Here is a 26,119-nt window from a genome sequence, read left to right as displayed (position 1 = left end):
GACGCGCATCAGAAATCCACTTTCATGCTGACGGCGACCGTGCGGCCGGGCGACGAATACGCATCGAGCACCTGCGAATCGGCCGCGATGCCGCGCACGTCCGACCAGTTCCAGTATCTGCGGTCGAACAGGTTGCGGATGCCGATCGTCGCGCTCACGTGCTTGTTGAAGCGGTAGCCGCCGCGCAGGTCGACGACGAACGAGGACGGCGGCGTGAAGCACGCCTTGTTCGAACAGTCCGACTTGTCGACGTCCTTGTCGCGCTTCGAGGCCTGGAACAGCAGGTCGGTCTGCACGAACCAGCGTTCGCCCGGCTCGTAGCGCACGCCGAACACGGCCGAGAACGGGTTGACGGTGTTCAGCGGCTGGCTCGCGGCGCCGTCGTTCTGCGTCGAGCCCTTCGTGAACGCCATCGCCGTCTTCAGTGTGATGCCGTTGGGCATCACCCATTCGGCGCGGCCTTCGAGACCGTGGATGCGCGCGTCGGCGAAGTTCACGTACTGGAACACGAACGGGTCGACCGGCCGGCCGCTGCCGGCGATCGTCGTGCGCGAGATGAAGTTGCGATAGCGACCGGTGAACGCCGCCGCGCTGTAGCGCACGACGCCGTAGCCGGTGCCGGCCTTGCCGCGCAGGCCGGCTTCGAACGTATCGCTCGTCTCGGGCTTCAGGTTCGGATTGCCGATCGACGTATAGCCGTGCACCGGGTTCGAGAAGCTGCTGTTCACCTGGTCGGGCGTCGGCGCGCGGAAGCCGTGCGCGTACTGCACGTACGGAATGACCGCGGGCGTGATCTCGTAGAGCACGGCGACGCGGGGCGACAGTTCGTTCGCGCTCGTCGACACGGCCTTGCCGGTGAACAGCGGATCGTTCCCGGTCGGGCTCAGCCGGTACGTGTCGAAGCGCAGGCCCGGCGTGACGAGCAGGCGGCCGTAGCCGATCTGGTCCTGGACGAACGCGCCGAACAGCGTGTAGTCGGTGTCGGGGAACGCCTTGTTCGGGAACGCTTCGCCGACGCCCGGCACCGTGCCGTCGCGCAGGTTCGTCACGCGCGACACGCTGCCGTCGACGCCATACAGCAGCTTGTGCGCGAACGGGCCGGTCGCGAAGCCGCTTTCGGCGAATGCGGAGCCGCCGAACGTGCGCTCCTTGTACTGGTTGTCGCGCGAACGCGATGCTGCCCTGCCGCGCGTCTCGAACGCGTACTGGTCCTGCTTCGCGTCCTGATAGTAGAACTGCACGTGCGCGGTCTGGAACCAGCGGAACGCGTCGTCGCGGAAGTCGTAGTCGACGCTGAAGCGGTTGCGTTCGAGCCGGTCGTAGGTCGTGAGGCCGAGCGTGGTCGGCGGGCTGATCGCCGACAGCACGTCGGTGCTCACGCGGCGCTGCACCGTTTCGGCGGTGAACCTGATCGTGTCGCGCGTGGTCGGCGTCAGCACGAGCTTGCCGAGCAGCGATTCCGAATAGACGTCCTGCGGGTTCGACGTGGTGCGCAGCGTGCTCGCCGAGTTGTTGCCGCCGCGCGTGTCGACCTCGTGGCCGCGCCGGCCGTCGGCGATGATCATCCCCTGGACGCGATCGTTGCCGCCCGCGGCCGACACGGTCGCGCCGATGCTGCGGTCGGTCGAGTCGTAGCTCGGCCGGAACGAGAAGTAGGTGGGCTTGCCGTAGATCGACAGCAGGTCGCGCGGATCCTTCGTGATGAAGTTCACCGCGCCGGTCAGGCCATCGCTGCCGTAGAGCGCCGAGGCCGGCCCGCGCAGGATCTCGATGCGCTTGAGCGTATCGAGATCGGCGTAGTCGCCGCGCCCCGCTTCGAGCGGGCCGAATGAAAACGCATTCGGCAGGCGGATGCCGTCTTCCATCAGCAGCACGCGATTGCCTTCGAGGCCGCGGATGTTGATGCTCGAATCGCCGTCGCGGCCGCCGCCGAGCGCGGCGCTGCCGGGCCGGTACGCGGTGCGGCGCACCGTGACGCCCGGCTCGTAGCGCAGCGCGTCCTTGATGTTGGTGGCCTGCTGTTCTTCGAGATCCTCGTCGGTGATCACCGACACGGACGCCGCCGTGCGGCTCGCGGCCGTGGCGGTGCGGTTGGCCGTGACGGTCACGGGGTCGAGCAGCGCCGCATCGGCGCGCGTGGACGCGGTGACGATAAGGCGGGAAGGCGGGGTGACGCGTTGCGGCGTCGAATCGGCGTGAGCCGGGGCGGCGGACAGGCCGAACGCGCCGAACAGTGCGGCACAGATCGGCCGCCGCGCCAGCGTATAGCAATGCACAGGTGGTCTCCCGTTGATGATGACAAGCCCGAAGGCTGGCTGGGTGACGCGTTCACCTGGCTGGCCCGCCCGCGCACGAAAACGGCGGGCGGCGATTTGAAAGGCAACTGATAACTTTACCAGTGTAAATGAGAATTATTATCAATACAAGGATGCGAAGCGGCTCGTGCGGGCGAGCGCTCGCGGGCGCGGCTCCGGCGAGCCGCGGCGGGATATACGGGAAAAACGCGGGCCGGGCTACGCGAGCGCTTCGATGCGGATCAGCAGGTTGCGCGCATGCGCGATGAACGCATCGTGCGTCGCGCGATCGCCGTGGCCTTCGAGGCCGGCCTCTTCGGCGAACTTGATCTGATCGGTGTAGAGATCGACGAGCGCGCGGCGCGTGTCAGGGGGAAGCGCGCGGATCATCGACACGATCAGCAGTTCCTGCGCGCGAAGCGTGCCGGACAGCGTCTGGACGTTCATGCTGGCCTCCTCGGACGATGCGGCGCCACGCCGCTCTTTCCATACTAGGCGGTCGGCGTACGCTGCGCAGGGATGATGCGGGGGAGGCAGAGAGGGAACGTGATCCGGCAGGGCAGGCGGCGGTGCCGTTGCCGCGTCAAGCAATGCATCGCGGCGCGGGCGGGCACAGCGAACCGCGCGTGGACTATCGAAGCATGCAGGGGCCGAACGGAATCAGCCGGTCGTCGTTGCGGCCCGTGCATCGCGCACGACCTGCGCGACGCGTTCGACGAATTCGACATCGACGCTCGACAGCGCTTCGCGCTTGCCGTCGGGCATCTCGACCATCAGGCGATAGGTGACGTCCTGCGTGGTCCACGCGAGATAGCCGACGACGGCGAGCATCACGCCGACGACGATCGCGGCGCTCGACGAAGCAATGCCGCCCGCGACGGCGGCGGCCACGCCGATCAGCGAGATCAGCGACGGCACGAGACGGTTCTTCGGAATCTTGACGACATCGACCTGGCGGATGTCACGCAGCGCGAATACTTGCCCCGCGACCGACAGGCCGTTGCGCGTGATCATCACGCCGCGTTCGTTGAATGCGTTTTCCATCGTGTGTTGCGTGGACGAAAACGCGAAGCGTAGCAGGTTTCGCTGCTGCATCAAACGAGACCGACTGCCGCACGAAGCGTGCGGCGCGGGCGGAAGGCGGGAAGCGGTGGCGCGGGAACGCGTTCAGAACTGCAGCCGGCCGTCGCCGTAAAGCCGGCCCGGCACGTGCGACGCGACGACTTCGGCGATCTCTTCGTCGGTCGATTCGGCCGGCACGATCTGGCGCCGCGCGGGTGCATCGAGATGCATCGTCCATTCGACGAGACGATACGGCCGCCCCCACGGGCGCTGCATTTCGACCGATACGCGGCAGCTCTGGACCGGCATCGAGTGTTGGCACGTGAGAATCGCGTGCAGATGGCTGAAAACGGTATCTTCGATCATCATGGCCTCCGATTCTCTCTTCCGGGCAATCGATGGCGGCGCCGTCGGCATTTAAAAAAAAAGCCGCCGATGCTCAGGCGGCCAACAGGGGGGGTGAGAGCATCCTCTCAGCCCAGAATTAAGCGAAACTTAAAAGCACATAAAAAAGCGCCCCGCATGGAGCGGGGCGCTTCTTGCCGTCGTGATCCGCGAGTTAAGCGGATGCTTTAGAACTTGTGACGGATACCGATACGTGCGGCGATCTGGTTCTTCGAACCGGTACCCGACGTGTTGAAGTAGCTCGTGCTCGAGCCGATCTGCGCTTGCACGCCCTTGCCCGAAGCCTGCTGGTACACGACCAGGCCGTACACGTCCGTACGCTTGCTGAGTGCGTAGTCGGCGATACCGTTGACCTGGTTCCAGTGCCACGAGTTGCCGTTCTGCGTCGCGTTCGTGTACGTGTAGCCGACGCCGCCCGACAGCGCCGGGGTGAACGCGTACTTCGCGCCTGCTTCATACGCGTTGTAGAACGTGCCGCCCGCGCCCGAAACGGTCGAGAACTGCGTACGCGTCCACAGCAGCCATGCCGTTGCCGGGCCCCAGACGTAGCGGCCGCCCACGCCGTACGTGCGCAGGTCGCGCACGTTGCCCGTGCTCAGGTTCGCGATCGTCGTCGAGAATGCCGGCGTCGACTGGCTCGGGAAGCGGATGTCCGTGTAAGCGGCGCCGAGCGAGAACGGGCCGTTCGCGTAGTTCAGGCCGAAGCTGTAGGCGCGCGACGAGCCTGCCGTCGTCGTCGTGCCCGTCGTCGTCGCGGGTGCGCCGGCGAAGTCCGTCGAGTTCGAGAAGCCGTACAACGCGCCGAACGTGAAGCCCGAGTAGTTCGCGCTCTGGAACTTCACCGCGTTGTTGATGCGGCTCGACGTGAGCTGGTCGATGTCGTTCACGTGGTACGCGTAGTTACCCGCGACCGTGTTGCCGCCCGTCGAGTAGTTCGAGCCGAGGATGTCGGTCGAGAACGAATACTGGCGGCCGAACGTGACCGTGCCGTATTGCGACTGGCTCAGGCCGACGTAAGCCTGGCGACCGAAGATCGCGCCGCCCTGACCGATCGTGCCGTTACCGCTGTTGAAGCCGTTTTCGAGCACGAAGATCGCCTTCAGGCCGCCGCCGAGGTCTTCGGTGCCGCGCAGGCCCCAACGGCTGCCCTGGGCGACGCCGTCGTCGTACTTGAACAGCTTGCCCGTGCCGCCGTTGGCGGTCTTGCTGTGGTTCACGTAGCTGATACCGGCATCGATGACGCCGTACAGCGTGACGCTGCTTTGTGCGTGTGCCGTGCCGGCCGTTGCTGCCAGGGCGGCGATGGTCAACAGTTTCTTGTTCAAAGGATTCTCCGAGCGAATGAATGGCGTGTCCAGTTGCGGTTCCGGCGCTCTCTACGGGCGCTTTCACGGACCGGCGGCAACTTTATCGAGGGGCCACGTAATGAATATGACAGCGACTGTCATATGAAGAATGTGTGGCGCCGATACGACATTGGGCCTGCTTGCCCACGGAACGTGCGCCTGTCCGTTCCCTGTGCAAGCAGGCCCTGAATTCTGCCCGGTTGCGTTGCAGGGAGTTATACCGAATTCGGCTGAGAATCGATCCGTATCGGGAATATGCACATGAAATAAGCTTGGTTGGCGGCGTTCCGGCCCCGTGCCACGATCCGTGCTCCAACAAACGACACGGGACGAGAGGACACCATGCGACGTTCATTCCTGACCGGCCTCGGCGCCCTTGCCGCGGCGCTGGCCTTCGCGGCGCCCGGCGCGCACGCCGACCCCCAAACGCTGAAGATCGGCACGATGAGCGGCCCCGACGCGCAGATCTGGACCGAGGTGACGAAGGTCGCCGCGCGCAACGGTCTCGCGATCAAGGTCATCGAATTCAACGACTACGTGCAGCCGAACGCGGCGCTCGATTCCGGCGATCTCGACGCGAACGGCTTCCAGCACCAGCCGTTCCTCGACAGCCAGATCAAGCAACGCGGCTACAAGATCGTCAACGTCGGGCTCACGTACACGGCGCCAATGGGCTTCTATTCGAAGAAGCTCAAGTCGCTGAAGGACCTGCCGACGGGTGCGAAGGTCGGGATCCAGAACGATCCGTCGAACGGCAACCGCGCGCTGCTGCTGTTGCAGAAATACGGCGTGGTCAAGCTGAAGGCGGGCGCCGGCACGAACGGCGTGAACGCGACGCCGCTCGACGTCGTCGAGAACCCGAAGAAGATCAAGATCGTCGAGCTCGACGCCGCGCAACTGCCGCGTGCGCTGCCCGATCTGGATGCCGCGTCGATCAACACCGACTACGCGGTGAAGGCCGGGCTCACGCCGGTGAAGGATGCGATCGCGATCGAGGATCTGCGCGGGCCGTACGCGAACCTGATCGCGGTGCGCGCGCAGGACAAGGACAAGCCGTGGGTGAAGAAGCTCGTCGCGGCCTATGAATCGGACGACGTGCGCAAGTTCATCGATCAGAAGTTCGGCGGCGCGATCGTGCCGGCGTTCTGAACGTCTTCCCGCAGCGGCCCGCCGATTGCCGGCCAGCCGCCAAGCAACGATCCGGAAAGCAAATCGCCCGCGCAAGCGGGCGATTTCGTTGGGGCGCGCGGGTTTGCAAGCGCGGCGCGACCCGGCGCGCGGGCCGGCCGTTCAGGCCGACAGCAGCGAGCCCGTGCGGATCGCGGTCGCGCCGGCGATCCGGGCGACTTCCATGCCGGCCGTCGCGAAGCGCACGATCTGGCGCGCGTACAGCACGCCCGACACGCTGCTCTTTAGCGTGACGACGCGATCGGTCAGCGGATCGACGATGTCGGCCACGGCCTGGCCGGCCTCGATCATCACGCCCACCGGCGTACGGAACACGATCACGCCCGACACGGGCGCGACGAGCGGATCGGTGCCCGCGAGCGGCGTGGCCGGATGCGCGAGCGGCGGCAGCGGCGCCGGCGTGCCGTCGACGATGCCTCGCTCGGTCAGGTATTCGACGATCGCCTGCGCATCCTTTTCGGCGAATTCGTACGACACGTCGCGCTCGCTGCGCAGCTCGACCGTGACGGAAATCGCGCCGTTCGGGATCGGGAAGCGGTCGCCGAAGCGGTCGCGCAGATCCGACCAGCAGAAGCTGTGGATCTCGTCGAACGGATTGCCGACCGAATTCAGCGCGAGCAGCGACGCCTGCGCGTCGAGATAGCGCGCGAGCGGCTCGACGTCGGGCCACAGATCGGGATTCGTGTAGAGGTGCATCACCGCATCGCTGTCGCAGTGCAGGTCGAGCACGATATCGGCGTCGAACGACAGCTTCTGCAGCGCGAGGCGCTGCGAGTCGAGTTCGGTGCGCGGCATCTGCTCGTCGAGCGCTTCGCGCATCGCGGCGCGTACGGCGACGAGGTTGTGCTGCGCGTCGTGCGTGAGGCGGCTTTCGACGCGCGGCAGCACGAGCGCCGCGAGATCATAGAAATTGCGGTTGAAGTTCTGCATCGAGCCGAGTTCGAAGCGGCCGAGATGATCGCCGAACACGTGCTGCGACAGGCCGATCGGGTTCGGCACGGGCACGATGACGATTTCGCCGCGCAGCTTGCCGGCCGTCTCGAGCGCGGCGATCTTGCGACGCAGCAGGGTGGCGACCAGCATGCCGGGCAGTTCGTCCGCATGCAGCGACGACTGGATGTAGACCTTCTTGCCACCGCGCGGGCCGTAGTGAAAGCTCGTGATGTGGCGCTCGGTACCGACGGCGGGGGAAATCAGCGGATGGGTCTGCGTTTGCATGATGGGGGAGTGCGGCGCAGCCGCGAATGATCCGGTGTGCGTGGAGGATCGATTGTACGTTGCCTTCCTCGCCGCCATCAAACCGGCGCCAGAACGTGCCGAATTTCGTTGAGAATCATCGGCTTGGCGCGGAAAAAATAATGCTTCCGGTGGCGCGCGCGCAAAAAAACGGGCGCCTCGCGGCGCCCGTTCGGGGGGAGGCGGGGCGGGTGCCCGCCTCGCGGATTACTTGCCGTACACGTCGAAATCGAAGTATTTCTTCGCGATCTTGTCGTACGTGCCGTCCTTGCGCATGCCGGCGATCGCGCCGTCGATCTTCGCCTTCAGGTCGGTGTCTTCCTTGCGCAGACCGATACCGGCGCCGTTGCCGAGCGTCTTCGGATCGTCGATGTCCTTGCCGGCGAAATCGAAGTTCGCGCCGCGCGGGGTCTTCAGGAAGCCGATCTCGGCCTGCACCGCGTCCTGCAGCGCGCCGTCCAGACGGCCGGAGATCAGGTCGGCGTAGACCTGGTCCTGGTTCTGGTAAGGCACGACGTTCACGCCCTTCGACGCCCAGTACGTCTTCGCATAGGTTTCCTGGATCGTGCCCTGCTCGACGCCGACCGACTTGCCCTTCAGCGATTCGGCCGTCGGCATCAGGCCGGCGCCCTTCTTCGTGACGAGGCGCGTCGGCGTGTTGAACAGCTTCGCGGAGAACGCGATCTGTTCCTGACGCGCCGGCGTCATCGACATCGACGACAGCACGCCGTCGAACTTGCGGGCCTTCAGGGCCGGAATCATCCCGTCGAAGTCGTTTTCGATCCACACGCACTTCGCGTTCATGCGGCGGCAGATTTCGTTGCCGAGGTCGACGTCGAAACCGACAACCTTGCCGTCAGCGCCTTTCGATTCGAAAGGCGGGTAGCTTGCGTCGACGCCGAACCGCACGGTCGTCCAGTCCTTCGCGTACGCGCTGCCGGCCGATACGGCGAGCAGGGCCACGGTCACAGCCGCAAGAATCTTTTTCACTCGGTGACTCCTCGTTTTGTTCGATGGGTGCGCGGTTGTGCCGCGCCGTAAGCCTTCGGCCCGGCGCGGCTTCGCGTCGGGCTGTCCGTTTCGCCCACCCGATGCGGGCGCGCGACGTGCGCAAGATTATCAAGACAAAATACCGGCAGGGCGCCTAGGACAAGCCCCGATACCGGGCCCGGCGGCGGCGCGCAACGGGCGCCACCGTTTCACACACAGGAACGATTCAGCCGAGCGTTTCGTTGACCGCACGCCGCAGGCACGTGACGAACTGCGTGACGGCGGGCGTCGGCAGCAGATCGCGCCGCGCGATGATCGACAGGTCGAAGCGCGGCATGCTTTCGTCGAGTTCGGCCGTGCGGATGCCGAGCGGCGCGACCACCGCGGCGAGCGGGCGCGTGAAGCAGCCGATCACGTCCGAGCGCGCGACGAGCCCGAGCGTCACCGCGAACGACATCGGCGAGCGCAGCAAACGTTTGGGCAGCGGCAGCCCGTGCGCCTCGAACATTCCGACCATCACACTGTGCGGAAACTGCTCGGCGCCGACGGTGACGATCCACTCGGCATCGAGCAATTCCTCTAACCGGCGTGCACGCGCGAGCGGATGACCTTCACGCATCACGACCGTGAATTCGGTCGACAGCAGCGGCGATTGCGTGAAATCGCGATCGAGCGCGGGCACATGGTGCATCGCAGCGATGTCGAGCGTGCCGTTGCGCAACTGCGCGAGGGCGTCGGGCACCGTCACTTCCTCGAGATGCAGGCTCACGTTCGGCATCGACTGGCGGAAGGCCGTCACCGCGCGCGGCAGGGCGGTCAGCGCGATCGACGGCATCGTGCCGACCGCGACGCGCCCCGACATCTCGCCTTTCACGTGCTCGACGGCCTCGACCGTGCGGCGGATGTCGCCGAGCAGTTGCTCGGCGCGCGGCAGCAGCGCCTGGCCGCATGCGGTCAGCTCGACGCCGCGCACGCTGCGCGCGAGCAGTTCCGCGTTGAGCGCCGTTTCGAGTTCGCGGATCGTATGCGTGATCGCGGGCTGCGTGACGCCGAGTTCGCGCGCGGCGGCGCGCAGGCTCTTGTGATGCGCGGCGGAGACGAACGCCTGGAGCTGCGCAATGTTCAGGGGATTGCGGATGCGGGTCATCGGTCGGGTCCGGTTGGCGCGATACGGTGGCGGGCGGCGGGGTGGGGCGGCATTCTGTAGCGATCCTGACGGTTGCGTGCGCAGGGTTGTGCGCCGCTGCGTGGACGTATCGCGAGCCGGCGCGCGGTGGCCGGCGACGAGGCGATCGTCACGAGCCGGACCGTGCGCGGAAGGTGTGACGATACCGCTGCGGCGACGTACCGACGATACGCGCGAAACGCTCGCGAAACGCGGTGACCGAGCCGAAGCCGGCCTCCGTCGCGACACGCTCGATCGACAGCTCCGTGACCTCCAGCAACTGCTGCGCATGCCTGACGCGCGCGGTCTGCAGCCATTGCCGCGGCGATGTGCCCGTCTGCTCGTGGAAGCGCCGCGTCAGCGTGCGCACGCTCGTCGATGCGCGGCGGGCCATCGCGTCGAGCGTGAGCGGCTTGCGCAGGTTGGCCTGCAGCCAGTCCATCAGGTCCTGCAGGCCGTCGCTGCCGCCCGGCCATTCCGGTGCGATGAACTGCGCCTGCCCGCCTTCGCGGACGCGCGGCGCCACCGCGCAGCGGGCGGCGTCGACGGCGACCGCCGCACCGTAGTCGGCCTGGATCATGTGCAGGCACAGATCGAGGCCGGCCGCCGCGCCGGCCGACGTCAGTATCTGCCCGTTGTCGACGAACAGCACGTTCGGATCGACCGTCACGCGCGGATGACGGCGCGCGAGTTCGGCGGCCGCGAGCCAGTGCGTGGTTGCGCGCAGGCCGTCGAGCAGCCCGGCTTCCGCGAGCACGAACGCGCCGGTGCAGATCGACGCGATCCGGCAGCCGCGCGCGGCCGCCGTGCGCAATGCGGCCGTCACGTGGCGCGACGTGGGCGCGAGCGGCACCGACGTGCCGGGAACGACGATCGTATCGGCGTCGGCGAACGCATCGAGGCGAAACGGAGGCCGCAATTCGAACAGGTCGCCCGCGACCCGCGCGTGTTCGCTGCACACGCGCACGCGATACGGCTGCGCGACGTCGGGCGAACGCACGCGTGCGAACGTGTCGCATGCCATGCCCAGATCGAACGGGACGACATCGGGCAGGGCGAGAACGGCGACCGTATGCATGGCGTTCGGCGGCTTGGCCAGAATCCGTTGAAAGATGTCATTTTAGCCAATGGCCCGGAACGGCACCACACGCGACAATCGCAGCCGACCCGACTGGAGGCTGCCGATGCAACAAGACGATCGCGATGCGCTGCGGAACCTGCAATACCTGTCGTTGCTGGAGGCGACCACGCTCGTCGTGCTCGTGTGCGTCGCCGTGCCGCTCAAGCACCTGGCCGGCTATCCGGCCGCGGTATCGATCATGGGGCCGGTGCACGGCATCGCGTTCGCGATGTACGTGTGGGCGGTCGTCGGCACCGCGTCGAGCGGGCTGTGGCGCAAGGCCGAAGTCGCGCGGCTCGTGCTGGCGGCCGTCGTGCCGTTCGTCGGCCTGACGAGCGCCGGATGGATCGCGCGCAGGCGGCACGCGCGATGATCTACCTGTGGATCAAGGCCGTTCACGTCGCGGCCGTCGTCACGTTCGTCGGCGGCCTGTTGATGCTGGCCGTCGGCGTGCGTATCGCGAACTTCGCCGTGCATCGCGCGGTGCGTCGCTGGGATCGCACGGTGACGGCGCCCGCGCTCGCGCTCGTCTGGATCGCGGGCATCGCGCTTGCGCTGAACGGTCACTGGTTCGGCGCGGCGTGGCTGTCGGTGAAGCTCGTGGTGGTGGCCGCGCTGTCGGTGCTGCACGGGTTGCTGGCCGGCACGCTGCGGCGCATGGAACGCGACGATCTCGTCGTCGTGCCGGCGTCGTGGCCCGAGTACGCGGCGGGTGCGGTCGTGGCCGCGACGGCGATCGTCGTCGGGCTGGTCGTGATCAAGCCGTTTTGATGCGCTGGCCGGCGCGAGCCGGGTTGTTAGGCGAGCGCCGTCTCCACCGCCGCGAGCGTGCGGCGCCGAATCCAGCCGCTCGCCATCCGGATCGCGAGCCAGTACGGGATGAACAGCAGCCGCGTGCGGGCGTTCGGGCAATGCACGAAGGTTTCGGTGCGCAGCAGGTGCGCCCCCGACGCGAGCCCGACCACCTCGAAGCGCAGCACCAGCTTCGCATCGCGCGGATCGTCGTGTCGTACGAAGGCCGCCGCGTCGTCGATCGTCAGCACGCCGAGGTCCGGGCGCCAGAAGCGGCCGACGAGGCCGAGCGACAGCGACCGGTCGTCGCGCTGCAGCGGCGTGAACGCATGGAGGCCGAAGCGCTCGCGTCCGCCGCGCGTGGCGCCATGGCACAGCGATGCGGCGACGGCCGCGGGGAATTCGCGAACGTTGAGCAGCGCATCGACGACCGGGTCCGTGCGCATGTCGAGCGCGGCGACCGTGTCGAGGATGCGTGCCGGGGCGGCGTCGATCGGCTTCGATTCATGCACTTCGTGGAAGCCGAACGACGGGATGAACGGCGGCTTGCGCGCCGAGGTCCGCGTGCCCGATTCGGAGACGATGCCGAGCGCGTTCATGGGGGCTCCTGAAGGCAAAGTGCGATCGTAGCACCGGCGGCGGATGCGCGCGGCGGCGTTTGTACGACGGGCGCCGCTTCGACAAAAAAAGCCTGGAAACTTGCGTTCCCAGGCCTGGAGACCATCAACGATGATGGTGGAGGAGACGATGTCGTCCCGATGCGCGCCGTCCTTCTGCCGGCGACGTCGCGCACGATTCGTTCTCAGATCGCCCAGCCGCCGAGATAGAACGTGACGAGCACGGCCGCGATGAGCACGGTGCCGACGTTGAGCTTGCGGAATTCGCCGCTGGCGACGCGGCCGATCACGAGCGTCGAGAAGCCGAGCATGATGCCGGTCACGATGTTCGCGGTCAGCACGATGAACACCGCGCAGACGAGGCCCGACATCGCGTCGACCATGTCGTCCATGTGCAGCTTGCTCACGCTGCCGAGCATCAGCAGCCCGACGTACATCAGCGCCGGTGCGGTCGCGTACGACGGCACGAGGCCCGCGAGCGGCGAGAAGAACATCACGACGAGGAACAGCAGGCCGACCACGGCGGCCGCGAGGCCCGTCTTCGCGCCGGCGGCCACGCCGACGCTCGACTCGATGTAGGCCGCCGCCGGCGCGCCGCCGAGGAAGCCGGAGAAGATCGAGCTGATCGAATCGGCGGTCAGCGCGCGGCCGCCGTTGATGATGCGGCCGTTCTCGTCGAGCTGGCCGGCCTGCCCGGCGACCGCGCGAATCGTGCCGGTCGCGTCGAACACGGCCGTCATCACCAGTGCGAGCACGCTCGGCAGCACGGCCATCGACAGCGCGCCCTTGATGTCCATCGCGCCGATCAGCGACGCATGGCCCGGTGCGCTCAGCGACGGCAGCGCGAAGATGCCGTGGTACTTCACGCCCGGATCGAAGATCAGGCCGAACACCGAGATCGCGATCACGACGAGCAGGATGCCGCCCGGCACGCGACGTTTTTCGAGGCCGAAGATCGCCGCGAGGCCGACGACCGACATGATGACCGGGAAGGCGGTGATCTGGCCGAGCGAGACCGGCAGGCCGGCACCCGGATTCTTGATCACGAGGCCGACGTCGTTCGACGCGATCAGCAGCAGGAACAGGCCGATGCCGATCCCGGTGCCGTGCGCGACGCCCGCGGGCAGGTTGCGCAGGATCCACGAACGCACGCCCGTGACCGAAATGCCGGTGAACACGAGGCCCATCAGGAACACGGCGCCGAGCGCGACGGTCGGATGCAGCCCCTTGCCGAGCACGAGGCCGAACGCGGTGAACGCGGTCAGCGAGATCGCGCAGCCGATCGCGATCGGCAGCTTCGCCCACAGGCCCATCAGCAGCGAACCGAACGCGGTCGTCAGGCACACCGCGACGAACACGGCGCTCGTGTCGAAGCCGGCCTTGCCGAACATGCCGGGCACGACGAACACGGAATAGACCATCGCGAGGAAGGTGGTGATGCCGGCGACGATCTCGGTGCGCTGCGTGCTGCCGCGCGACGAAATGCCGAAATACCGGTCGATGACTCCCTTGGTGCCAAAGTCAGTTTCTTCCGCGCCGACGCCGACCGTCGGCTGCACCGGGGTATCACTCATGAGCTTGCTCCTTTATCAGCATGCTGAAACGGTCTGTAGCGAACCGTCGTCAGGGTGTCTCGTATCTAGTTGGGATTGTTCGGCAACGTCGGGGGGACGAATGACGCGTGATCCGTGTCGTTACGGGCGAATCGAAGCGATCGCGAGGGTGTCGCGTCGTGCGACGCGTTGTGGTGTCGACCCCGTCACGTGTGCTTTGCCGTAGCGAAGGTTAGGCGAACCGCCCATCACGTCCCATTGGGGGAAGAGCATGCAGCGCATGTCTGAACGCTTATATCGGCGTGCAACGGGGCTTCGTCGCGAGGACACACGTGTATACGCCTAGTTGGAATCCGTTAAGGCGATTATTTGAATGCGGGGTCGACGGGGCGGGGGCAAGCGGGTGGTGCATCCGGAATTACAAAATACTTTCATCGCGACCGTGCAGGCCTGTGAAAACGGGAGCCGGTGACGGGAGGCGTTGCGGCGCACAACCTGCATTCGGACGAGACCGCCGTCGGGCGGGTGCGATTCTCGTCGTCGCGCCGGCCTCGATTGTGCACGAGATGGTCGAGACAGGCGCTGAACATGTCGGCAATCGCGTTCGCATGTGCGTCGGTTTCGCCGTATGTGCGCTCGTTTTGCGAAAACGCGTTGCCGGCTGCGGCGAGCGGGGTCGCGATCAGGTCGCATGCGGGCGCATGCGCGGCGTCGAAGCAGCGGATGCCGCTTTCCCATGCCGCGCCGCCCCGGGCCAGCGGTTCATCGTGCGGAATATCCCGCTACAGGTTGCCCAGCAGCGCGGTGCTGAAACGCGCCCGGGAACGGCGCGTGACGCTCATGCGCCGTGTCGGGCAAGCCGGCTCAGGCCGCGGCCTGCGCGAGCGTCGGGTAGTCGGTCAGGCCGCGCTCGCCGCCGCCGAACAGCGTATTGCGGTCGTGCGGTGCGAGCGCCGCGCCGGTGCGCAGGCGCTCGGGCAGGTCGGGGTTCGCGACGAACGGGCGGCCGAACGCGACGAGGTCGGCCCAGCCGGCGGCGATCGCGTCGCGCGCGCGCTCGGCGGTGTACGCGCCGGCATAGATCAGCACGCCCGGGAACGCGTCGCGCAGTCGCTGCTTGAACTCGACCGGCATCAACGGCGCGTCGTCCCAGTCGGCTTCCGCGATGTGCAGGTAGCCGACGCCGAGTTCGCCGAGCAGCGTCGCGGCGGCGAGATAGGTCGTTTCCGGATCGTCGTCGACGCAGCCGTTCAGCGTCGTCAGCGGCGCGAGGCGGATGCCGACGCGCGAGGCGTCGCCGGTGCCTTCGATCAGCGCCTGCGCGACTTCGCGCAGGAAGCGCAGCCGGTTTTCGAGCGAGCCGCCGTACGCGTCGGTGCGCGTGTTCGCATTCGAGTCGATGAACTGGTTCACGAGATAGCCGTTCGCGCCGTGCAGCTCGACGCCGTCGAAGCCGGCGTCGATCGCGTGGCGTGCGGCGGCGCGGTACTGGTCGACGATCTCGCGGATTTCGTCGATCGTCAGCGCGCGCGGCTCGGACGCCTGCACGAAGCCCGGCGTGCTGCCGTCTTCGCCGGCGACGAACACGTTCACGCCTTGCGCCTGCAGCGGCGACGACGACACCGGCTGCCGGCCGCCGAGCAGGCTCGTGTGGCTCAGCCGGCCGACGTGCCACAGCTGCGCGAAGATCCGGCCGTGCGCGGCATGCACGGCGTCGGTCACCTTGCGCCAGCCGGCGACCTGCGACGGCGTATGAATGCCGGGCGTCCACGCGTAGCCCTTGCCGAGCGGCGCGATGTACGTGCCTTCGCTGACGATCAGGCCGGCGCTCGCGCGCTGCGCGTAATACACGGCCATCAGTTCATTGGCTTCGTCGCCGGGCTGGCTGGCGCGCGAGCGCGTCATCGGCGGCATCACGATGCGGTTCGGCAGCGTCAGCGCGCCGAGTCGCAGCGGTTGGAAAAGCGGGTCCTGGGTCATGATGAGGTCCTGTCGGTGCCGCGGTTTTCGGGCCGCGGCGAATCGGATGGAAAAGAGCGCGCGGTGCGCTTAGTCCCACGTCGGCGCGAGCCCGGCCGGGTCGACTTCACGGCCGTTGCGTTCGAGCGCGGCGATCTGCGCCATGTCGTCGTCGGTCAGGCGCAGCGTCTGCGCGAGCAGGTTGCTCGCGAGGTTCTCGCGCTTCGTCGACGACGGAATCACCGAGTAGCCGAGCTGCAACGCCCACGCGAGCGCGACCTGGGCGGGCGTTGCGTCGTGACGCCGTGCGATCGCGCCGATCACCGGATCGCCGAGCACCTTGCCGTATGCGAGCGTCATGTACGACGTCACGTGGATGCCTTCAGCGTTCAGGAATTCGACGAGCTTGCGGTTCTGCAGGTACGGGCTCAGCTCGATCTGGTTCGTCGCGATCGCGTCCTTGCCGACGGCCGCGATCGCCTGCTTCGTCAGTGCGATGTTGAAGTTCGAGATGCCGATCCGGCGCGTGAGGCCCTGCGTCTGCGCATCGGCGAGCGCGGTCATGAACGTGTCGAGCGCGACGCCGTTGTCGGGGGCCGGCCAGTGGATCAGCGTCAGGTCGACATAGTCGGTGCGCAGCTTGCGCAGGCTTTCTTCGAGGCTCGGCACGAGCTTGTCCGGCGCGTAGTTGTCGACCCAGATCTTGGTCGTGACGAACAGGTCGTCGCGGCGCATGCCCGACGCGGCGATCGCTGCGCCGACTTCGGCTTCGTTGCCGTAGATCTGCGCGGTGTCGATCGCGCGGTAACCGACTTCGAGGCCGTTGCGGACCGAGTCGATCACGGTCTGGCCTTGCAGGCGGAACGTACCGAGGCCGAAGGCGGGAATCGTGCTCATCACATGCTCCTGGAAAGGTGAAACGGGTTCGATAGGGAAGTCATTCTGGCGTTTTCGATTCGTGAAATAAACGCCGTTTCCGGTCAAAAATATTTGATCTGAAATCAAGTATCGGAAGCGGCTTCGGCGGGGGCTACGCGGCGTGCGTCCGTGCGTTTGCGTCGGCGTGGAACACCGGCAGTACGTCCGCCGCGATCTCGGCCAGCGTCTCGTCGAGCGGGCGACGGTTGCGGCGCAGATGCAGGCCGATATGACGCACGCCCGCGTCGCGCATCGCCGCCAGTTCTTCGGTCAGCGCGACGCGTCCCGCGCGCGCGCCGAAGCGGTGCCGCTGCAGCGGCGCGTGCGGATCGTCCGCGAGGTCGAGGTGGATGAAGCTCACGTACGGCTTGTCGCCGGCCACCGCGCGCCAGTTCGCGGCGCGCTGCGCGTGGTCGGCCGGCGTGCCCGGATACGCGAGGCAGCCGTCCATGTGCTCGCCGATCCATGCGGGCGTTTGCTGCGCAAGCCCCGCGACGAGCAGCGGCAGCGGCGAGCGGACGGCGGGCAGCACGTCGAGGCCGGTCGGCAGGTGCCCGCGCGCGCCGTCGCGCAGCAGCGCGATCTGGTCGCGGAAGTTCGCGCCGCGCGATGCGAAGTCGCGGCCGAACAGCGGATATTCGACCGGCCGGTCGCCGCTCGCGACGCCGAGCAGCAGGCGGCCGCCGCTCAGTTCCTGGATCGTCGCCGCCGATTTCAGCGTCAGCAGCGGCTCGCGCAGCGGCAGCACGACGGCCGCCGTGCCGAGCAGGATGTCGCGCGTGATGCCGGCGAGGTAGCCGAGGTACGAGAAGGTCTCGAACACCTGCGCGGCGTCGCCGAACGACGGGTCGTACACCGGCACGTCGCGCACCCAGAGCGCACGGAAGCCGAGCGTGTCGGCCAGTTGCGCGAGCGTCGCGTGAGAGGCGAGATCGGGCACGCCGGGGCGGCGGCCGTCATGCTGGCGCTTCGCGTCGCCGGCCGGCGACCAGTCGTTGTCGAGCGGCAGTTCGAGGCCGATGCTGAAGCCGCCGTCGGCGAGTTTGTCGAGGGCGGCAAGTGAAGTGGACATGGTCGGGCTCCGTTCAGATCGCGCGCAGGCTGCGTTCGAGCCGGTGGAAGTCGAATTCGGTGATACCGAGGGCAAATGCGCCGATCGTCGGCGCAAGCAGGGCGAGTGGCATGACGGGTGCTCCGGGTCCGATGAGGATGGAGCGCAGTGTGCCGCCTTTACTTTTGCTGAAAAACGCGTCTATAAACCAAATTGTTTTGACTTGAGATCAAGAATCACGCGATGAAGATCACGCTCGACGAACTCCAGGCCTTTGCCGCCGTGGTCGATTCCGGTTCGATCACCGCGGCCGCGCAGCAGCTCGACCTCACGGTATCGGCGACGAGCCGCACGCTCGGGCGGCTCGAGGAGAAGCTGAAGACCACGCTGCTGCGCCGGACCACGCGCCGGCTCGAACTGACGGAGGAAGGGCGTGCATTCCTGCAGGACGCGCGCGCGATCATCGAATCGGTCGAGACGGCGGAGGAGCAGATGCTGGCGCGGCGCGAAATGCCGTCGGGGCGGCTGCGCGTGGACGCCGCGACGCCGTTCATGCTGCACGTGATCGTGCCGCTCGTGCGCGGCTATCGCGAGCGCTTTCCCCAGGTCGAACTGGAGCTGAACAGCAACGAGGGCATCATCGATTTGCTGGAGCGGCGTACCGACGTCGCGTTCCGGATCGGCCGGCTGAAGGATTCGACGCTGCACAGCCGGCGCATCGGCAGCAGCCGGATTCGGATGCTCGCGAGCCCCGCGTATGTGGCGGCGCACGGCCAGCCGCGCAAGGTGGAGGATCTGGGCCGGCACACGCTGCTCGGCTTCACGCAGCCCGAATCGCTGAACGTGTGGCCGATCCTCGGCACCGACGGCGAACCGTGCCGCATCGAGCCGGATATCCGGTCGTCCAGCGGCGAGACGCTTCGGCAACTCGCGCTCGACGGCGCGGGCGTGGTCTGCCTGTCGGATTTCATGACCGCGCAGGATCGCGAGGCCGGGCGGCTCGTGCAGGTGCTCGCGCGCCAGACGCTCGAGGTCGAGCAGCCGATCCATGCGGTGTACTACCGCAATACCGCGATCTCGTCGCGGATCGCGTCGTTCGTCGACTATCTGATCGACGCGCTGGGCGGTAGTGGCGGCGGTGAGGCGCCGGGACGGCGCAAGGCCGCGGCGTGGATGGCGCCGCGGTAGGCGGCACGGGCGACGCGGCGGGCCGCGCTCCCGTTTGACTCAGCGCGCGATCCGGCGTGCCGACCGCCGGATCGCCGTCGTGCGACGGTTACGCCTCTTCGGCCCACGACATCCCGTCGCGCGCGAGCAGCGCCGACGAAGCCGCGGGCCCGAACGTGCCGGCCGTGTACAGGCGCGGCCGGTCGCCGAGCTGCTTCCAGCCGTCGAGGATCGGCTCGACCCACGACCAGGCGGCTTCGAGCTCGTCGCGGCGCATGAAGTGCGTGAGGCGGCCGCGGATCACGTCGATCAGCAAACGCTCGTACGCTTCCGCGCGCCGCTCCGGAATCGCCTGCTGCAGATCGAGGTTCAGGCTCACCGGCACCATGTTCATCCCGCTGCCCGGTTCCTTCGCGAGCATCTGCAACTGGATCGACTCTTCCGGCTGGAGCTGGATCACGAGGCGGTTGCTGTAGTGGCGCGGGCCGGTCGGGATGATCGAGAACGGCATGTCCGCGAACTCGATCACGATTTCCGACTGGCGGCGCTGCAGCCGCTTGCCGGTGCGCAGGAAGAACGGCACGTTCGCCCAGCGCCAGTTGTTGATGTGCGCGCGCAGCGCGACGAAGGTTTCCGCGCGGCTGTCCGCCGGCACGTTGTCTTCCTCGAGATAGCCCTTGACCGGCTGGCCGTCGACCGCGCCGGCCGTGTACTGGCCGCGTACCGTGTCGCGCGCGACGTCCGACAGCGCCATCGGCCGCAGCGAGCGCAGCACCTTCAGCTTCTCGTCGCGCACCGCGTCCGGGTCGAGCGACACGGGCGGCTCCATCGCGACGATGCACAGCAATTGCAGCAGGTGGTTCTGCACCATGTCGCGCAGCGCGCCGGTATGGTCGTAGAAGCCTGCGCGGCTGCCGACGCCCACCGTCTCCGCCACCGTGATCTGCACGCTGCGGATGCTCGGCGCCTGCCACAGCGGCCCGAAGATCGGGTTGCCGAAGCGCAGCACCATCAGGTTCTGCACGGTTTCCTTGCCGAGATAGTGGTCGATCCGATAGATCTGCGACTCCTCGAAGTGCTTGCCTACCGCATCGTTGATCGCCTGCGCGGACGCGAGATCGTGGCCGAGCGGCTTTTCGAGGACGACGCGCGAGTGCCTGTCGACGAGATGCGCGGCCGACAGGTTGTCGCAGATGGTGGTGAACAGCTCCGGCGACGTCGACAGGTAGAACACGCGGATCGCGTCGCCGCGCGCGGCTTCGGCGAGGCGCAGGTAGTCGTCCGGCACGTTCACGTCGATCAGCACGTACTTGAACAGGTCGAGGAAGCGGCTCCATGCCGCGGCGTCGAACGCCTTTTCGTCGATGAACGGGCGCGACTGCTCGTCCATGAACTTGCGATAGCCGTCGATGCCCCAGTCGCGGCGGCCGACCGCGATGATGCGCGTCTCGGGCGGAAGATTGCAGTGCAGGTGCGCCATGTACAGCGCGGGCAACAGCTTGCGGGCGGCGAGGTCGCCGCCGCCGCCGAAGATGATCATGTCGACGGGCCGGTCGGACGCGGTCTGGGTAGGCTGATTCGTCATGGGAGGTTCGCGGTGTGAAACGGTGAACGTGAAACGAACGTCGAAGCACCGGGCGCCGATACGTGAACGCACCAGTACGTGAAAACGCTAATAGTGCACGGTTTTGACGAATTGTGGAGCGGTTCCCCCGGTTGTAACAGGGCTTGCAATCGCATCGTCGCGCCATTATGATTGAGCGCTCACTCATTAAAGGAGCCGACGTGGCCCGACCGCGCAGTCCCGACAAGCACGAAGCCATCCTCGCCGCGGCTGCCCGCGCGCTCGCGGAGGACGGCGCGACCGCGACGACCGCGCGCATCGCGCGGCTCGCCGGCGTGGCGGAAGGCACGGTGTTCACGTACTTCGAGACCAAGGATGCGTTGCTGAACGCGCTGTATCTGAGCCTGAAGGCCGGGATGCGCGAAGCGATGATGGCCGGGTTTCCGGAACACGCGCCGGTCGAGCAGGCCGTGCGGCATGCGTGGAACGGTTATGTGTCGTGGGGCGTTGCGGATCCGGACGGGCGGCGCGCGCTGCAGCAACTCAACGTGAGCGGGCGCATCGACGACGCGCATCGCGCGGCCGGCGCCGAAGGCTTCGGCGGCATCAATGTGCTGCTGCGCGAGCTGGTCACCGCGTCGGGCGCGCTGAAACCCGACGAAGCGTATGCGTTCTGCGCAGCGTTGTTTACGTCGATCGCGGAAACGGCGATGGAGTCGATCGCGCGCGATCCGGCGCGGGCCGACGCGTATCGCGAAGCCGGGTTTCGCGCGTTGTGGGCCGTGTTGCACGCGGTGTAAGGCAAGGGTTGCCGTCGACGCGGTGTGGGCGGTTTCACGTTCACGCGCCGCGGCGATGACGGGCGGCGGGTTTCAGGCAGGGCGATGGCGGTCATGAACGACCGGCACGTCGTCGTTATTAATGAGTGAGTAATCATTCATTTTTGTGGTTTCACCACGATCAAGGAGTGGAAAATGTCGAAAGTCTGGCTGGTAACAGGGGCCGCGCGCGGCCTGGGGCGAGCGATTTCGGAAGCCGTGCTGGCGGCGGGCGACCGGCTGGTGGCCGGCGCACGCGATACCGCGCGGCTGGCCGATCTGGCCGAGCGTTACGGCGACCGTCTGCTGCCGGTCGCGCTCGACGTCACCGATGAAGCGGCGGCCGCACAGGCCGTCGCGGCGGCACGCGACGCGTTCGGCCGCATCGACGTGCTGGTGAACAACGCGGGGTACGGTCATACCGTGCCGTTCGAGCAGATGGGCGCCGATGATTTCCGCGACCAGATCGAAACGAACCTGTTCGGCGTGATCAACCTGACGCGGGCGGTGCTGCCGACGATGCGCGCGCAGCGTGCGGGGCACATCTTCCAGGTGTCGTCGGTGGGCGGACGCTCGTCGACGGCGGGCCTGTCCGCGTATCAGGCCGCGAAGTGGGCGGTCGGCGGGTTCAGCGACGTGCTGTCGAAGGAAGTCGCGCCGTTCGGCGTGCGTGTCTGCACGCTCGAACCGGGCGGAATGCGCACCGACTGGGCCGCGCAGGCGAAGCGCGGCATCGACGATTTGCTGCCCGACTATCAACCGTCGGTCGGGAAGATTCTCGACCTGCTCGGTGCGTACGGCGGCCACGAAGTCGGCGATCCGGCGCGAATCGCAGCGCTGATCGTCGAGTTGTCGCGCCGTGACGATGTGCCGATGCGTTTGCTGCTCGGCGGCGACGCGCTGTTCGTGTGCGAGCAGGCGGAGAAGCAGCGCGCGGAAGAGGCCGCGCGGTGGCGCGACACGTCGCTGTCGACGCAGTTTCCGGATGCGAAGCTGCCGGACGGGCTCGAGGCGCTGAAGGGACTGGAGTGAGCGCTGACATTGGCGCTGCGGCCTGGTGCGCGTGAGTAACTGACCGATGCCGGCGCGGGTACCTGTGCGCCGACATCGGCCGGCCGTGCCGAGGCGATCGACGGGCGCTGTCGTGACGTCAATCGGTGCGCGCGACGAGTCGTCGCATCCCCGTCCGTGCCGCCGAACGGTGAAGGTGCTCAACGCCCCAGCGCGTAGAACTCCGCATTCGGCCGCATGTTCGTCACGTTCGCGATGCGGTTGGACATGCCGAAGAATGCCGAGATCGCCATGATGTCCCACACGTCTTCTTCGACGAACCCATGCGACTTGAGCGCGTCAAAATCCGCTTCGCCGACCTGATGCGCGGCCTGCGACACCTTCATCGCGAAGTCGAGCATCGCCTTCTGCCGGGCGGTGATGTCGGCCTTGCGATAGTTGGTCGCGACCTGGTCGGCGATCAACGGATCCTTCGCGCGAATGCGCAAGATCGCACCGTGCGCGATCACGCAGTACTGGCACTGGTTCACGCTGCTGGTGGCCACGACGATCATCTCGCGCTCGGCCTTGCTCAGGTTGCCCAGCTTGTCCATCAGCGCGTCGTGGTAAGCCATGAACGCGCGAAACTCGTCGGGGCGATGCGCGAGTGTCAGGAACACGTTCGGGATGAAGCCCGACTTTTCCTGAACGGCCGCGATGCGTTCGCGAATGTCGTCGGGCAAGTCGGCGAGCGCGGGCACGGGGAAGCGGCTGACGGGGGCGGTATGCGGGGCGGTCATGAGGTCTCCTGGAGAACGTGGCGTGGGCGCGCTCGATGCGCGAGCCGCCGGCGTAAAAAAGATACGCCGGTGGTCGTCAGCGGCGTCACGCGTTGACGTCGACGACGATACGCCCGCGAACCTTGCCGTTGATCAATTCCCCGGCAAGCGGGATGACGTCGCGCAGGCCGCTTGGCGCGTGGCATGAAGCTGTCGCCCCCGACGAGCGTGACGCAGCGCAGGACGAACGGAATGACTATATAGCGCAATAAATGCTTTTCCGAAGTGCGACGCATATTCCGCTTCCTCTCCTCGGAGATGCGTCAAGCCCTCGAGATGCATCGGGATTTCCGTCGCGCTCAGAATTTGACGCACGTGGGCTTCGCCAACCGCAGCAAGGATTCTCGATTGCCCTTTATTTCAAAATCTGACATGGCCATGGTCTCCGTGTCGCTCGACTGCAAAACATGTAAGAGGCCGCCTCCCTTTAATTCAGCCACGAGGTGCGATTTCATTGCCTCGAGGTTAAATGGGCAGACGAAACTAACGTTTCGAACGAAAGCAATTTGCTCCGCTTTTGTATCCAGTATAAGAGCGCCGGGCCCAGATGCGCTTGGAGAAAGCTCGATATCAATAAGTCCTGTCGTGTTTTTTGAGGTATTTCCATCCAATGCGACCAGGTTGATTCGAAGGCGAAGCTTTGATGCGATGACTTGATTGTCGATATTGTTTGAGTGAATTAAAACGATACATGCTTCGGGGTCGCATTTTTGGGTTGAGATGATTTCGAAGCTTGGCATGCTATTTGCTGCGATAGCGCTGGCCAAAGACGTTTCAGCAGCGATGGATGTCATCGCGCAAACTATGCCGGCTATGGTGAGGAAGGTGTTTGAACTTTTTAGTTTTAGGATGTTCCTTCTTTCGAATATGCTGCTGATGAGTGTGATGGTTGCCGTTGAAGTAACGAATGAGAAATATATAAAGGAGTCGTATTTCCTAAATTGGATCTCTAGGAGGGGGCGCAGTACCATCAATATCAATGAAAGAATAATCCAGATTATGGAAAATTTTATAATTGTGCTCGATATTATGAAGGTAATCTGAGTCTCTATGTCAATCTCTTTTTTTGGTGGGCGAAGAAATTTTGCAAATAAGCGAATTGCTAAAAAACAGAGCAATGTCGATGTGGCAAATATGAGACTTTCATCTCCGATTGAGAGTGTTTCTAATTCTTTCCAGACTTTGTGGCTGGTTTGATTTATGTCCGACACGACGCCGGCAATGCCGTCAGTATGAGGGGTGTAGATTGATAGAAAATTCAAGCGAAATACCGCAATGGTCCCGCCGATTGTGACTGCTGTCGCCAATGCGGACGTCACAAGAGTGTATGTCCACCACGTCAAGTGATTGCGGTTCGTTACTTTGGATAGTCTGTCTCGTGACAGGGTGGTGGACCATCTGTACGTTATGTATAGTCGTTTGAAAAAGAGCGCCGTATTGCCAATCATCTTCCCGATTTCGCTAGTTTCCATGTTGAAGTGGTTGAGTGTTTTATGATGGTTTCGGAAAGCGGTCCAAATCACCTTGGAGCCGCTGATTCGTGTGCATCTGTAAATAACGGCCAGTGCTCGAAAGTCTTGACTTGCCGATGATCTACGTTTCTAGCCGGATGGAGCGTCCTAGTTGGAACGTACCGATTTGCCTAGGCGCACCGGATCTCGTCTGCATCAGTACAAACCCTGATTAAAAAACCTTATCGCGGTGAAAAATTCAGCATCTTATTGAACGGATATCGGCTCGCTATAGTGGCTCGCTTTCCCGCACGCACTCGCTGCGTGCGCAGACAAACGGCAGGAGCCCCTTGATGACCACCGATACCCGATTCACCGAAGTCGAGGATCTGATGCCCGCCGCCGGCGGGTTGCGCGAGATCCGTCACCACATCCATCACCACCCCGAACTGGCGTATGAAGAGCACGACACGGCCGCGCTCGTCGCCGAGAAGCTCGAACAGTGGGGCTGGCAGGTGACGCGCGGGGTCGGCAAGACGGGGGTGGTCGGCACGCTGCGCGTAGGCGACGGTACACGCAGCATCGGCATCCGCGCCGACATGGACGCATTGCCGATCGTCGAGGCGACCGGGCTGCCGTATGCGAGCGGCACGCACGGCAAGATGCACGCATGCGGCCACGACGGCCACACGACGATGCTGCTCGGCGCCGCGCAGCATCTCGCGAAGACCCGCAACTTCTCGGGCACCGTGCACCTGTACTTCCAGCCGGCGGAAGAGCACGGCGTGGACAGCGGCGCGAAGAAGATGATCGACGACGGCCTGTTCGAACGCTTCCCGTGCGACGCCGTGTTCGGCATGCACAACCATCCGGGCGCGGCGCCGGGCGTGTTTCTCACGCGGCGCGGCCCGTTCATGTCGGCGGGCGACAAGGCGATCATCACGATCGAAGGCGTCGGCGGCCATGCGGCGCGGCCGCACCTGACGGTCGACCCGGTGGTCGTCGCCGCGAGCATCGTGATGGCGCTGCAGACGATCGTCGCGCGCAACGTCGATCCGGCTCAGCCGGCGGTCGTCACGGTCGGCTCGATGCACGCGGGCACCGCGAACAACGTGATCCCGAACGGCGCGCGCCTCGAACTCAGCGTGCGCTCGTTCAGCCCCGACGTGCGCGCGCTGCTCAAGCGCCGCATCACCGAGCTGGCCGAAACGCAGGCCGCGAGCTACGGCGCGAGCGCGAACGTCGAGTACATCGAAGGCTACCCGGTCGTCGTCAATTCGGATGCCGAAACGGATTTCGCCGCGCAGGTGGCGCGCGAACTCGTCGGCGACGCGCACGTGGTCGAGCAGACCGACCTGCTGATGGGCAGCGAGGATTTCGCGTTCATGCTGCAGCAGCGGCCGGGCTCGTTCGTGCGGCTCGGCAACGGCGAAGGCGAGGACGGCTGCATGGTGCACAACCCGAAATACGACTTCAACGATCGCAACCTGCCGATCGGCGCGGCATTCTGGACGCGCCTCGTGGAGCGTTATCTGGGGCGGTGATTCCGGCGGCGGGACGCGCGGCCGGCGCTTCCGGCTGCATTGAGAGGACA

24 protein-coding genes and 1 pseudogene are annotated in these 26,119 nt (G+C 65.9%); 7 read left to right on the top strand and 18 right to left on the bottom strand.

Translation table 11 applies throughout. The annotated features are described in order from the left end of the window. Positions 1–8: 8 nt before the first annotated feature. From WJ16_RS31540 to WJ16_RS31520, 5 genes are all read right to left on the bottom strand, one after another. Positions 9–2,276, bottom strand: coding sequence for a TonB-dependent hemoglobin/transferrin/lactoferrin family receptor (locus tag WJ16_RS31540; RefSeq protein ID WP_069260865.1), 2,268 nt, complete (start codon positions 2,274–2,276; stop codon positions 9–11). Between the two features lie 237 nt (positions 2,277–2,513). Next, complete coding sequence (locus WJ16_RS31535) at positions 2,514–2,741, bottom strand: hypothetical protein (protein ID WP_069260864.1); 228 nt, start codon at positions 2,739–2,741, stop codon at positions 2,514–2,516. Positions 2,742–2,954: 213 nt separating this feature from the next. Continuing rightward, on the bottom strand, positions 2,955–3,338 hold the full coding sequence (locus WJ16_RS31530) for a DUF6232 family protein (RefSeq protein ID WP_069261247.1): 384 nt from the start codon (positions 3,336–3,338) through the stop codon (positions 2,955–2,957). A 123-nt stretch (positions 3,339–3,461) separates the two neighbouring features. After that, complete coding sequence (locus WJ16_RS31525) at positions 3,462–3,722, bottom strand: DUF2866 domain-containing protein (RefSeq protein ID WP_011353838.1); 261 nt, start codon at positions 3,720–3,722, stop codon at positions 3,462–3,464. Positions 3,723–3,928: 206 nt separating this feature from the next. Next, entirely contained in the window at positions 3,929–5,086 is a 1,158-nt protein-coding gene (locus WJ16_RS31520; protein ID WP_069260863.1) for a porin, read from the bottom strand. 363 nt (positions 5,087–5,449) lie between these two features. Between WJ16_RS31520 and WJ16_RS31515 the strand changes: the two genes are divergently transcribed. After that, complete coding sequence (locus WJ16_RS31515) at positions 5,450–6,256, top strand: MetQ/NlpA family ABC transporter substrate-binding protein (protein ID WP_069260862.1); 807 nt, start codon at positions 5,450–5,452, stop codon at positions 6,254–6,256. 141 nt (positions 6,257–6,397) lie between these two features. On the opposite strand, the gene WJ16_RS31510 is transcribed toward WJ16_RS31515, so the two are convergent. From WJ16_RS31510 to WJ16_RS31495, 4 genes are all read right to left on the bottom strand, one after another. Then, entirely contained in the window at positions 6,398–7,513 is a 1,116-nt protein-coding gene (locus tag WJ16_RS31510; RefSeq protein WP_069260861.1) for a succinylglutamate desuccinylase/aspartoacylase family protein, read from the bottom strand. A 225-nt stretch (positions 7,514–7,738) separates the two neighbouring features. Next, positions 7,739–8,521, bottom strand: coding sequence for an ABC transporter substrate-binding protein (locus WJ16_RS31505; protein WP_069260860.1), 783 nt, complete (start codon positions 8,519–8,521; stop codon positions 7,739–7,741). Between the two features lie 226 nt (positions 8,522–8,747). Next, positions 8,748–9,668 (bottom strand): LysR substrate-binding domain-containing protein, encoded by a 921-nt coding sequence (locus tag WJ16_RS31500; protein ID WP_069260859.1) that lies wholly within the window; start codon positions 9,666–9,668, stop codon positions 8,748–8,750. Positions 9,669–9,816: 148 nt separating this feature from the next. After that, on the bottom strand, positions 9,817–10,764 hold the full coding sequence (locus WJ16_RS31495; protein ID WP_069260858.1) for a GlxA family transcriptional regulator: 948 nt from the start codon (positions 10,762–10,764) through the stop codon (positions 9,817–9,819). Positions 10,765–10,870: 106 nt separating this feature from the next. Here WJ16_RS31495 and WJ16_RS31490 point away from each other — a divergent pair, with 106 nt between their 5' ends. Together WJ16_RS31490 and WJ16_RS31485 are read left to right on the top strand one after the other, a co-directional pair. Beyond that, a complete protein-coding gene (locus WJ16_RS31490) occupies positions 10,871–11,179 on the top strand; it encodes a DUF3817 domain-containing protein (RefSeq protein ID WP_069260857.1) in 309 nt (102 codons plus the stop codon). Next, complete coding sequence (locus WJ16_RS31485) at positions 11,176–11,577, top strand: CopD family protein (RefSeq protein ID WP_069261246.1); 402 nt, start codon at positions 11,176–11,178, stop codon at positions 11,575–11,577. The genes WJ16_RS31490 and WJ16_RS31485 overlap by 4 nt, the downstream gene beginning before the upstream one ends. Before the next feature lie 26 nt (positions 11,578–11,603). Here WJ16_RS31485 and WJ16_RS31480 read toward each other — a convergent pair whose 3' ends face one another. From WJ16_RS31480 to WJ16_RS31460, 5 genes are all read right to left on the bottom strand, one after another. Further along, entirely contained in the window at positions 11,604–12,197 is a 594-nt protein-coding gene (locus WJ16_RS31480) for a hypothetical protein (protein WP_069260856.1), read from the bottom strand. Positions 12,198–12,400: 203 nt separating this feature from the next. After that, a complete protein-coding gene (locus WJ16_RS31475) occupies positions 12,401–13,789 on the bottom strand; it encodes an NCS2 family permease (RefSeq protein WP_069260855.1) in 1,389 nt (462 codons plus the stop codon). An 843-nt stretch (positions 13,790–14,632) separates the two neighbouring features. After that, the gene (locus tag WJ16_RS31470) at positions 14,633–15,748 is read right to left on the bottom strand and encodes an alkene reductase (protein ID WP_069260854.1); all 1,116 of its coding nucleotides are present in this window, start codon (positions 15,746–15,748) and stop codon (positions 14,633–14,635) included. A 69-nt stretch (positions 15,749–15,817) separates the two neighbouring features. Next, on the bottom strand, positions 15,818–16,624 hold the full coding sequence (dkgB, locus tag WJ16_RS31465; protein WP_069260853.1) for a 2,5-didehydrogluconate reductase DkgB: 807 nt from the start codon (positions 16,622–16,624) through the stop codon (positions 15,818–15,820). A 133-nt stretch (positions 16,625–16,757) separates the two neighbouring features. Beyond that, positions 16,758–17,717 carry a TIGR03571 family LLM class oxidoreductase gene (locus WJ16_RS31460; protein WP_069260852.1) on the bottom strand — a complete coding sequence of 320 codons (960 nt, stop codon included), beginning with the start codon at positions 17,715–17,717 and terminating at the stop codon, positions 16,758–16,760. A gap of 222 nt (positions 17,718–17,939) precedes the next feature. On the opposite strand from WJ16_RS31460, the gene WJ16_RS31455 reads away from it, so the two are divergent. After that, positions 17,940–18,884: a LysR family transcriptional regulator gene (locus WJ16_RS31455; protein ID WP_069260851.1), complete on the top strand. Its 945-nt coding sequence runs from the start codon at positions 17,940–17,942 to the stop codon at positions 18,882–18,884. 88 nt (positions 18,885–18,972) lie between these two features. On the opposite strand, the gene zwf is transcribed toward WJ16_RS31455, so the two are convergent. Continuing rightward, positions 18,973–20,448, bottom strand: a complete 1,476-nt coding sequence (gene zwf / locus WJ16_RS31450) for a glucose-6-phosphate dehydrogenase (RefSeq protein ID WP_069260850.1) — start codon at positions 20,446–20,448, stop codon at positions 18,973–18,975. Positions 20,449–20,648: 200 nt separating this feature from the next. Between zwf and WJ16_RS31445 the strand changes: the two genes are divergently transcribed. Beyond that, positions 20,649–21,227 (top strand): TetR/AcrR family transcriptional regulator, encoded by a 579-nt coding sequence (locus WJ16_RS31445; protein WP_069260849.1) that lies wholly within the window; start codon positions 20,649–20,651, stop codon positions 21,225–21,227. Positions 21,228–21,401: 174 nt separating this feature from the next. Next, complete coding sequence (locus tag WJ16_RS31440) at positions 21,402–22,277, top strand: SDR family NAD(P)-dependent oxidoreductase (protein ID WP_069260848.1); 876 nt, start codon at positions 21,402–21,404, stop codon at positions 22,275–22,277. Positions 22,278–22,456: 179 nt separating this feature from the next. Here WJ16_RS31440 and WJ16_RS31435 read toward each other — a convergent pair whose 3' ends face one another. The 3 genes and pseudogenes from WJ16_RS31435 to WJ16_RS35175 all read right to left on the bottom strand — a co-directional run bounded on the left by WJ16_RS31435 (position 22,457) and on the right by WJ16_RS35175 (position 24,546). Continuing rightward, on the bottom strand, positions 22,457–23,035 hold the full coding sequence (locus WJ16_RS31435; protein ID WP_069260847.1) for a peroxidase-related enzyme: 579 nt from the start codon (positions 23,033–23,035) through the stop codon (positions 22,457–22,459). An 85-nt stretch (positions 23,036–23,120) separates the two neighbouring features. Then, positions 23,121–23,271: pseudogene (locus tag WJ16_RS35725) on the bottom strand (oxidoreductase); the annotation flags it as partial. A 102-nt stretch (positions 23,272–23,373) separates the two neighbouring features. Next, a complete protein-coding gene (locus tag WJ16_RS35175; protein ID WP_157126888.1) occupies positions 23,374–24,546 on the bottom strand; it encodes a hypothetical protein in 1,173 nt (390 codons plus the stop codon). A 332-nt stretch (positions 24,547–24,878) separates the two neighbouring features. Between WJ16_RS35175 and WJ16_RS31425 the strand changes: the two genes are divergently transcribed. Beyond that, positions 24,879–26,069: a M20 aminoacylase family protein gene (locus tag WJ16_RS31425; RefSeq protein ID WP_069260845.1), complete on the top strand. Its 1,191-nt coding sequence runs from the start codon at positions 24,879–24,881 to the stop codon at positions 26,067–26,069. Positions 26,070–26,119: the final 50 nt, after the last annotated feature.

This window comes from Burkholderia metallica (assembly GCF_001718555.1).
Lineage (GTDB): Bacteria > Pseudomonadota > Gammaproteobacteria > Burkholderiales > Burkholderiaceae > Burkholderia > Burkholderia metallica.
This window is presented reverse-complemented; position numbering and strand designations above follow the sequence as displayed.

Excerpts from the sequence above, each read along its gene's own strand:
- WJ16_RS35175 (WP_157126888.1), bottom strand. The coding sequence starts at position 24,546 with ATGGAAACTAGCGAAATCGGGAAGATGATTGGCAATACGGCGCTCTTT.
- WJ16_RS31485 (WP_069261246.1), top strand. The coding sequence starts at position 11,176 with ATGATCTACCTGTGGATCAAGGCCGTTCACGTCGCGGCCGTCGTCACG.
- WJ16_RS31455 (WP_069260851.1), top strand. The coding sequence starts at position 17,940 with ATGAAGATCACGCTCGACGAACTCCAGGCCTTTGCCGCCGTGGTCGAT.
- WJ16_RS31475 (WP_069260855.1), bottom strand. The coding sequence starts at position 13,789 with ATGAGTGATACCCCGGTGCAGCCGACGGTCGGCGTCGGCGCGGAAGAA.
- dkgB (WP_069260853.1), bottom strand. The coding sequence starts at position 16,624 with ATGAGCACGATTCCCGCCTTCGGCCTCGGTACGTTCCGCCTGCAAGGC.
- zwf (WP_069260850.1), bottom strand. The coding sequence starts at position 20,448 with ATGACGAATCAGCCTACCCAGACCGCGTCCGACCGGCCCGTCGACATG.
- WJ16_RS31490 (WP_069260857.1), top strand. The coding sequence starts at position 10,871 with ATGCAACAAGACGATCGCGATGCGCTGCGGAACCTGCAATACCTGTCG.
- WJ16_RS31525 (WP_011353838.1), bottom strand. The coding sequence starts at position 3,722 with ATGATCGAAGATACCGTTTTCAGCCATCTGCACGCGATTCTCACGTGC.
- WJ16_RS31460 (WP_069260852.1), bottom strand. The coding sequence starts at position 17,717 with ATGTCCACTTCACTTGCCGCCCTCGACAAACTCGCCGACGGCGGCTTC.
- WJ16_RS31510 (WP_069260861.1), bottom strand. The coding sequence starts at position 7,513 with ATGCAAACGCAGACCCATCCGCTGATTTCCCCCGCCGTCGGTACCGAG.
- WJ16_RS31530 (WP_069261247.1), bottom strand. The coding sequence starts at position 3,338 with ATGGAAAACGCATTCAACGAACGCGGCGTGATGATCACGCGCAACGGC.
- WJ16_RS31495 (WP_069260858.1), bottom strand. The coding sequence starts at position 10,764 with ATGCATACGGTCGCCGTTCTCGCCCTGCCCGATGTCGTCCCGTTCGAT.
- WJ16_RS31515 (WP_069260862.1), top strand. The coding sequence starts at position 5,450 with ATGCGACGTTCATTCCTGACCGGCCTCGGCGCCCTTGCCGCGGCGCTG.
- WJ16_RS31500 (WP_069260859.1), bottom strand. The coding sequence starts at position 9,668 with ATGACCCGCATCCGCAATCCCCTGAACATTGCGCAGCTCCAGGCGTTC.
- WJ16_RS31440 (WP_069260848.1), top strand. The coding sequence starts at position 21,402 with ATGTCGAAAGTCTGGCTGGTAACAGGGGCCGCGCGCGGCCTGGGGCGA.
- WJ16_RS31535 (WP_069260864.1), bottom strand. The coding sequence starts at position 2,741 with ATGAACGTCCAGACGCTGTCCGGCACGCTTCGCGCGCAGGAACTGCTG.
- WJ16_RS31425 (WP_069260845.1), top strand. The coding sequence starts at position 24,879 with ATGACCACCGATACCCGATTCACCGAAGTCGAGGATCTGATGCCCGCC.
- WJ16_RS31435 (WP_069260847.1), bottom strand. The coding sequence starts at position 23,035 with ATGACCGCCCCGCATACCGCCCCCGTCAGCCGCTTCCCCGTGCCCGCG.
- WJ16_RS31470 (WP_069260854.1), bottom strand. The coding sequence starts at position 15,748 with ATGACCCAGGACCCGCTTTTCCAACCGCTGCGACTCGGCGCGCTGACG.
- WJ16_RS31480 (WP_069260856.1), bottom strand. The coding sequence starts at position 12,197 with ATGAACGCGCTCGGCATCGTCTCCGAATCGGGCACGCGGACCTCGGCG.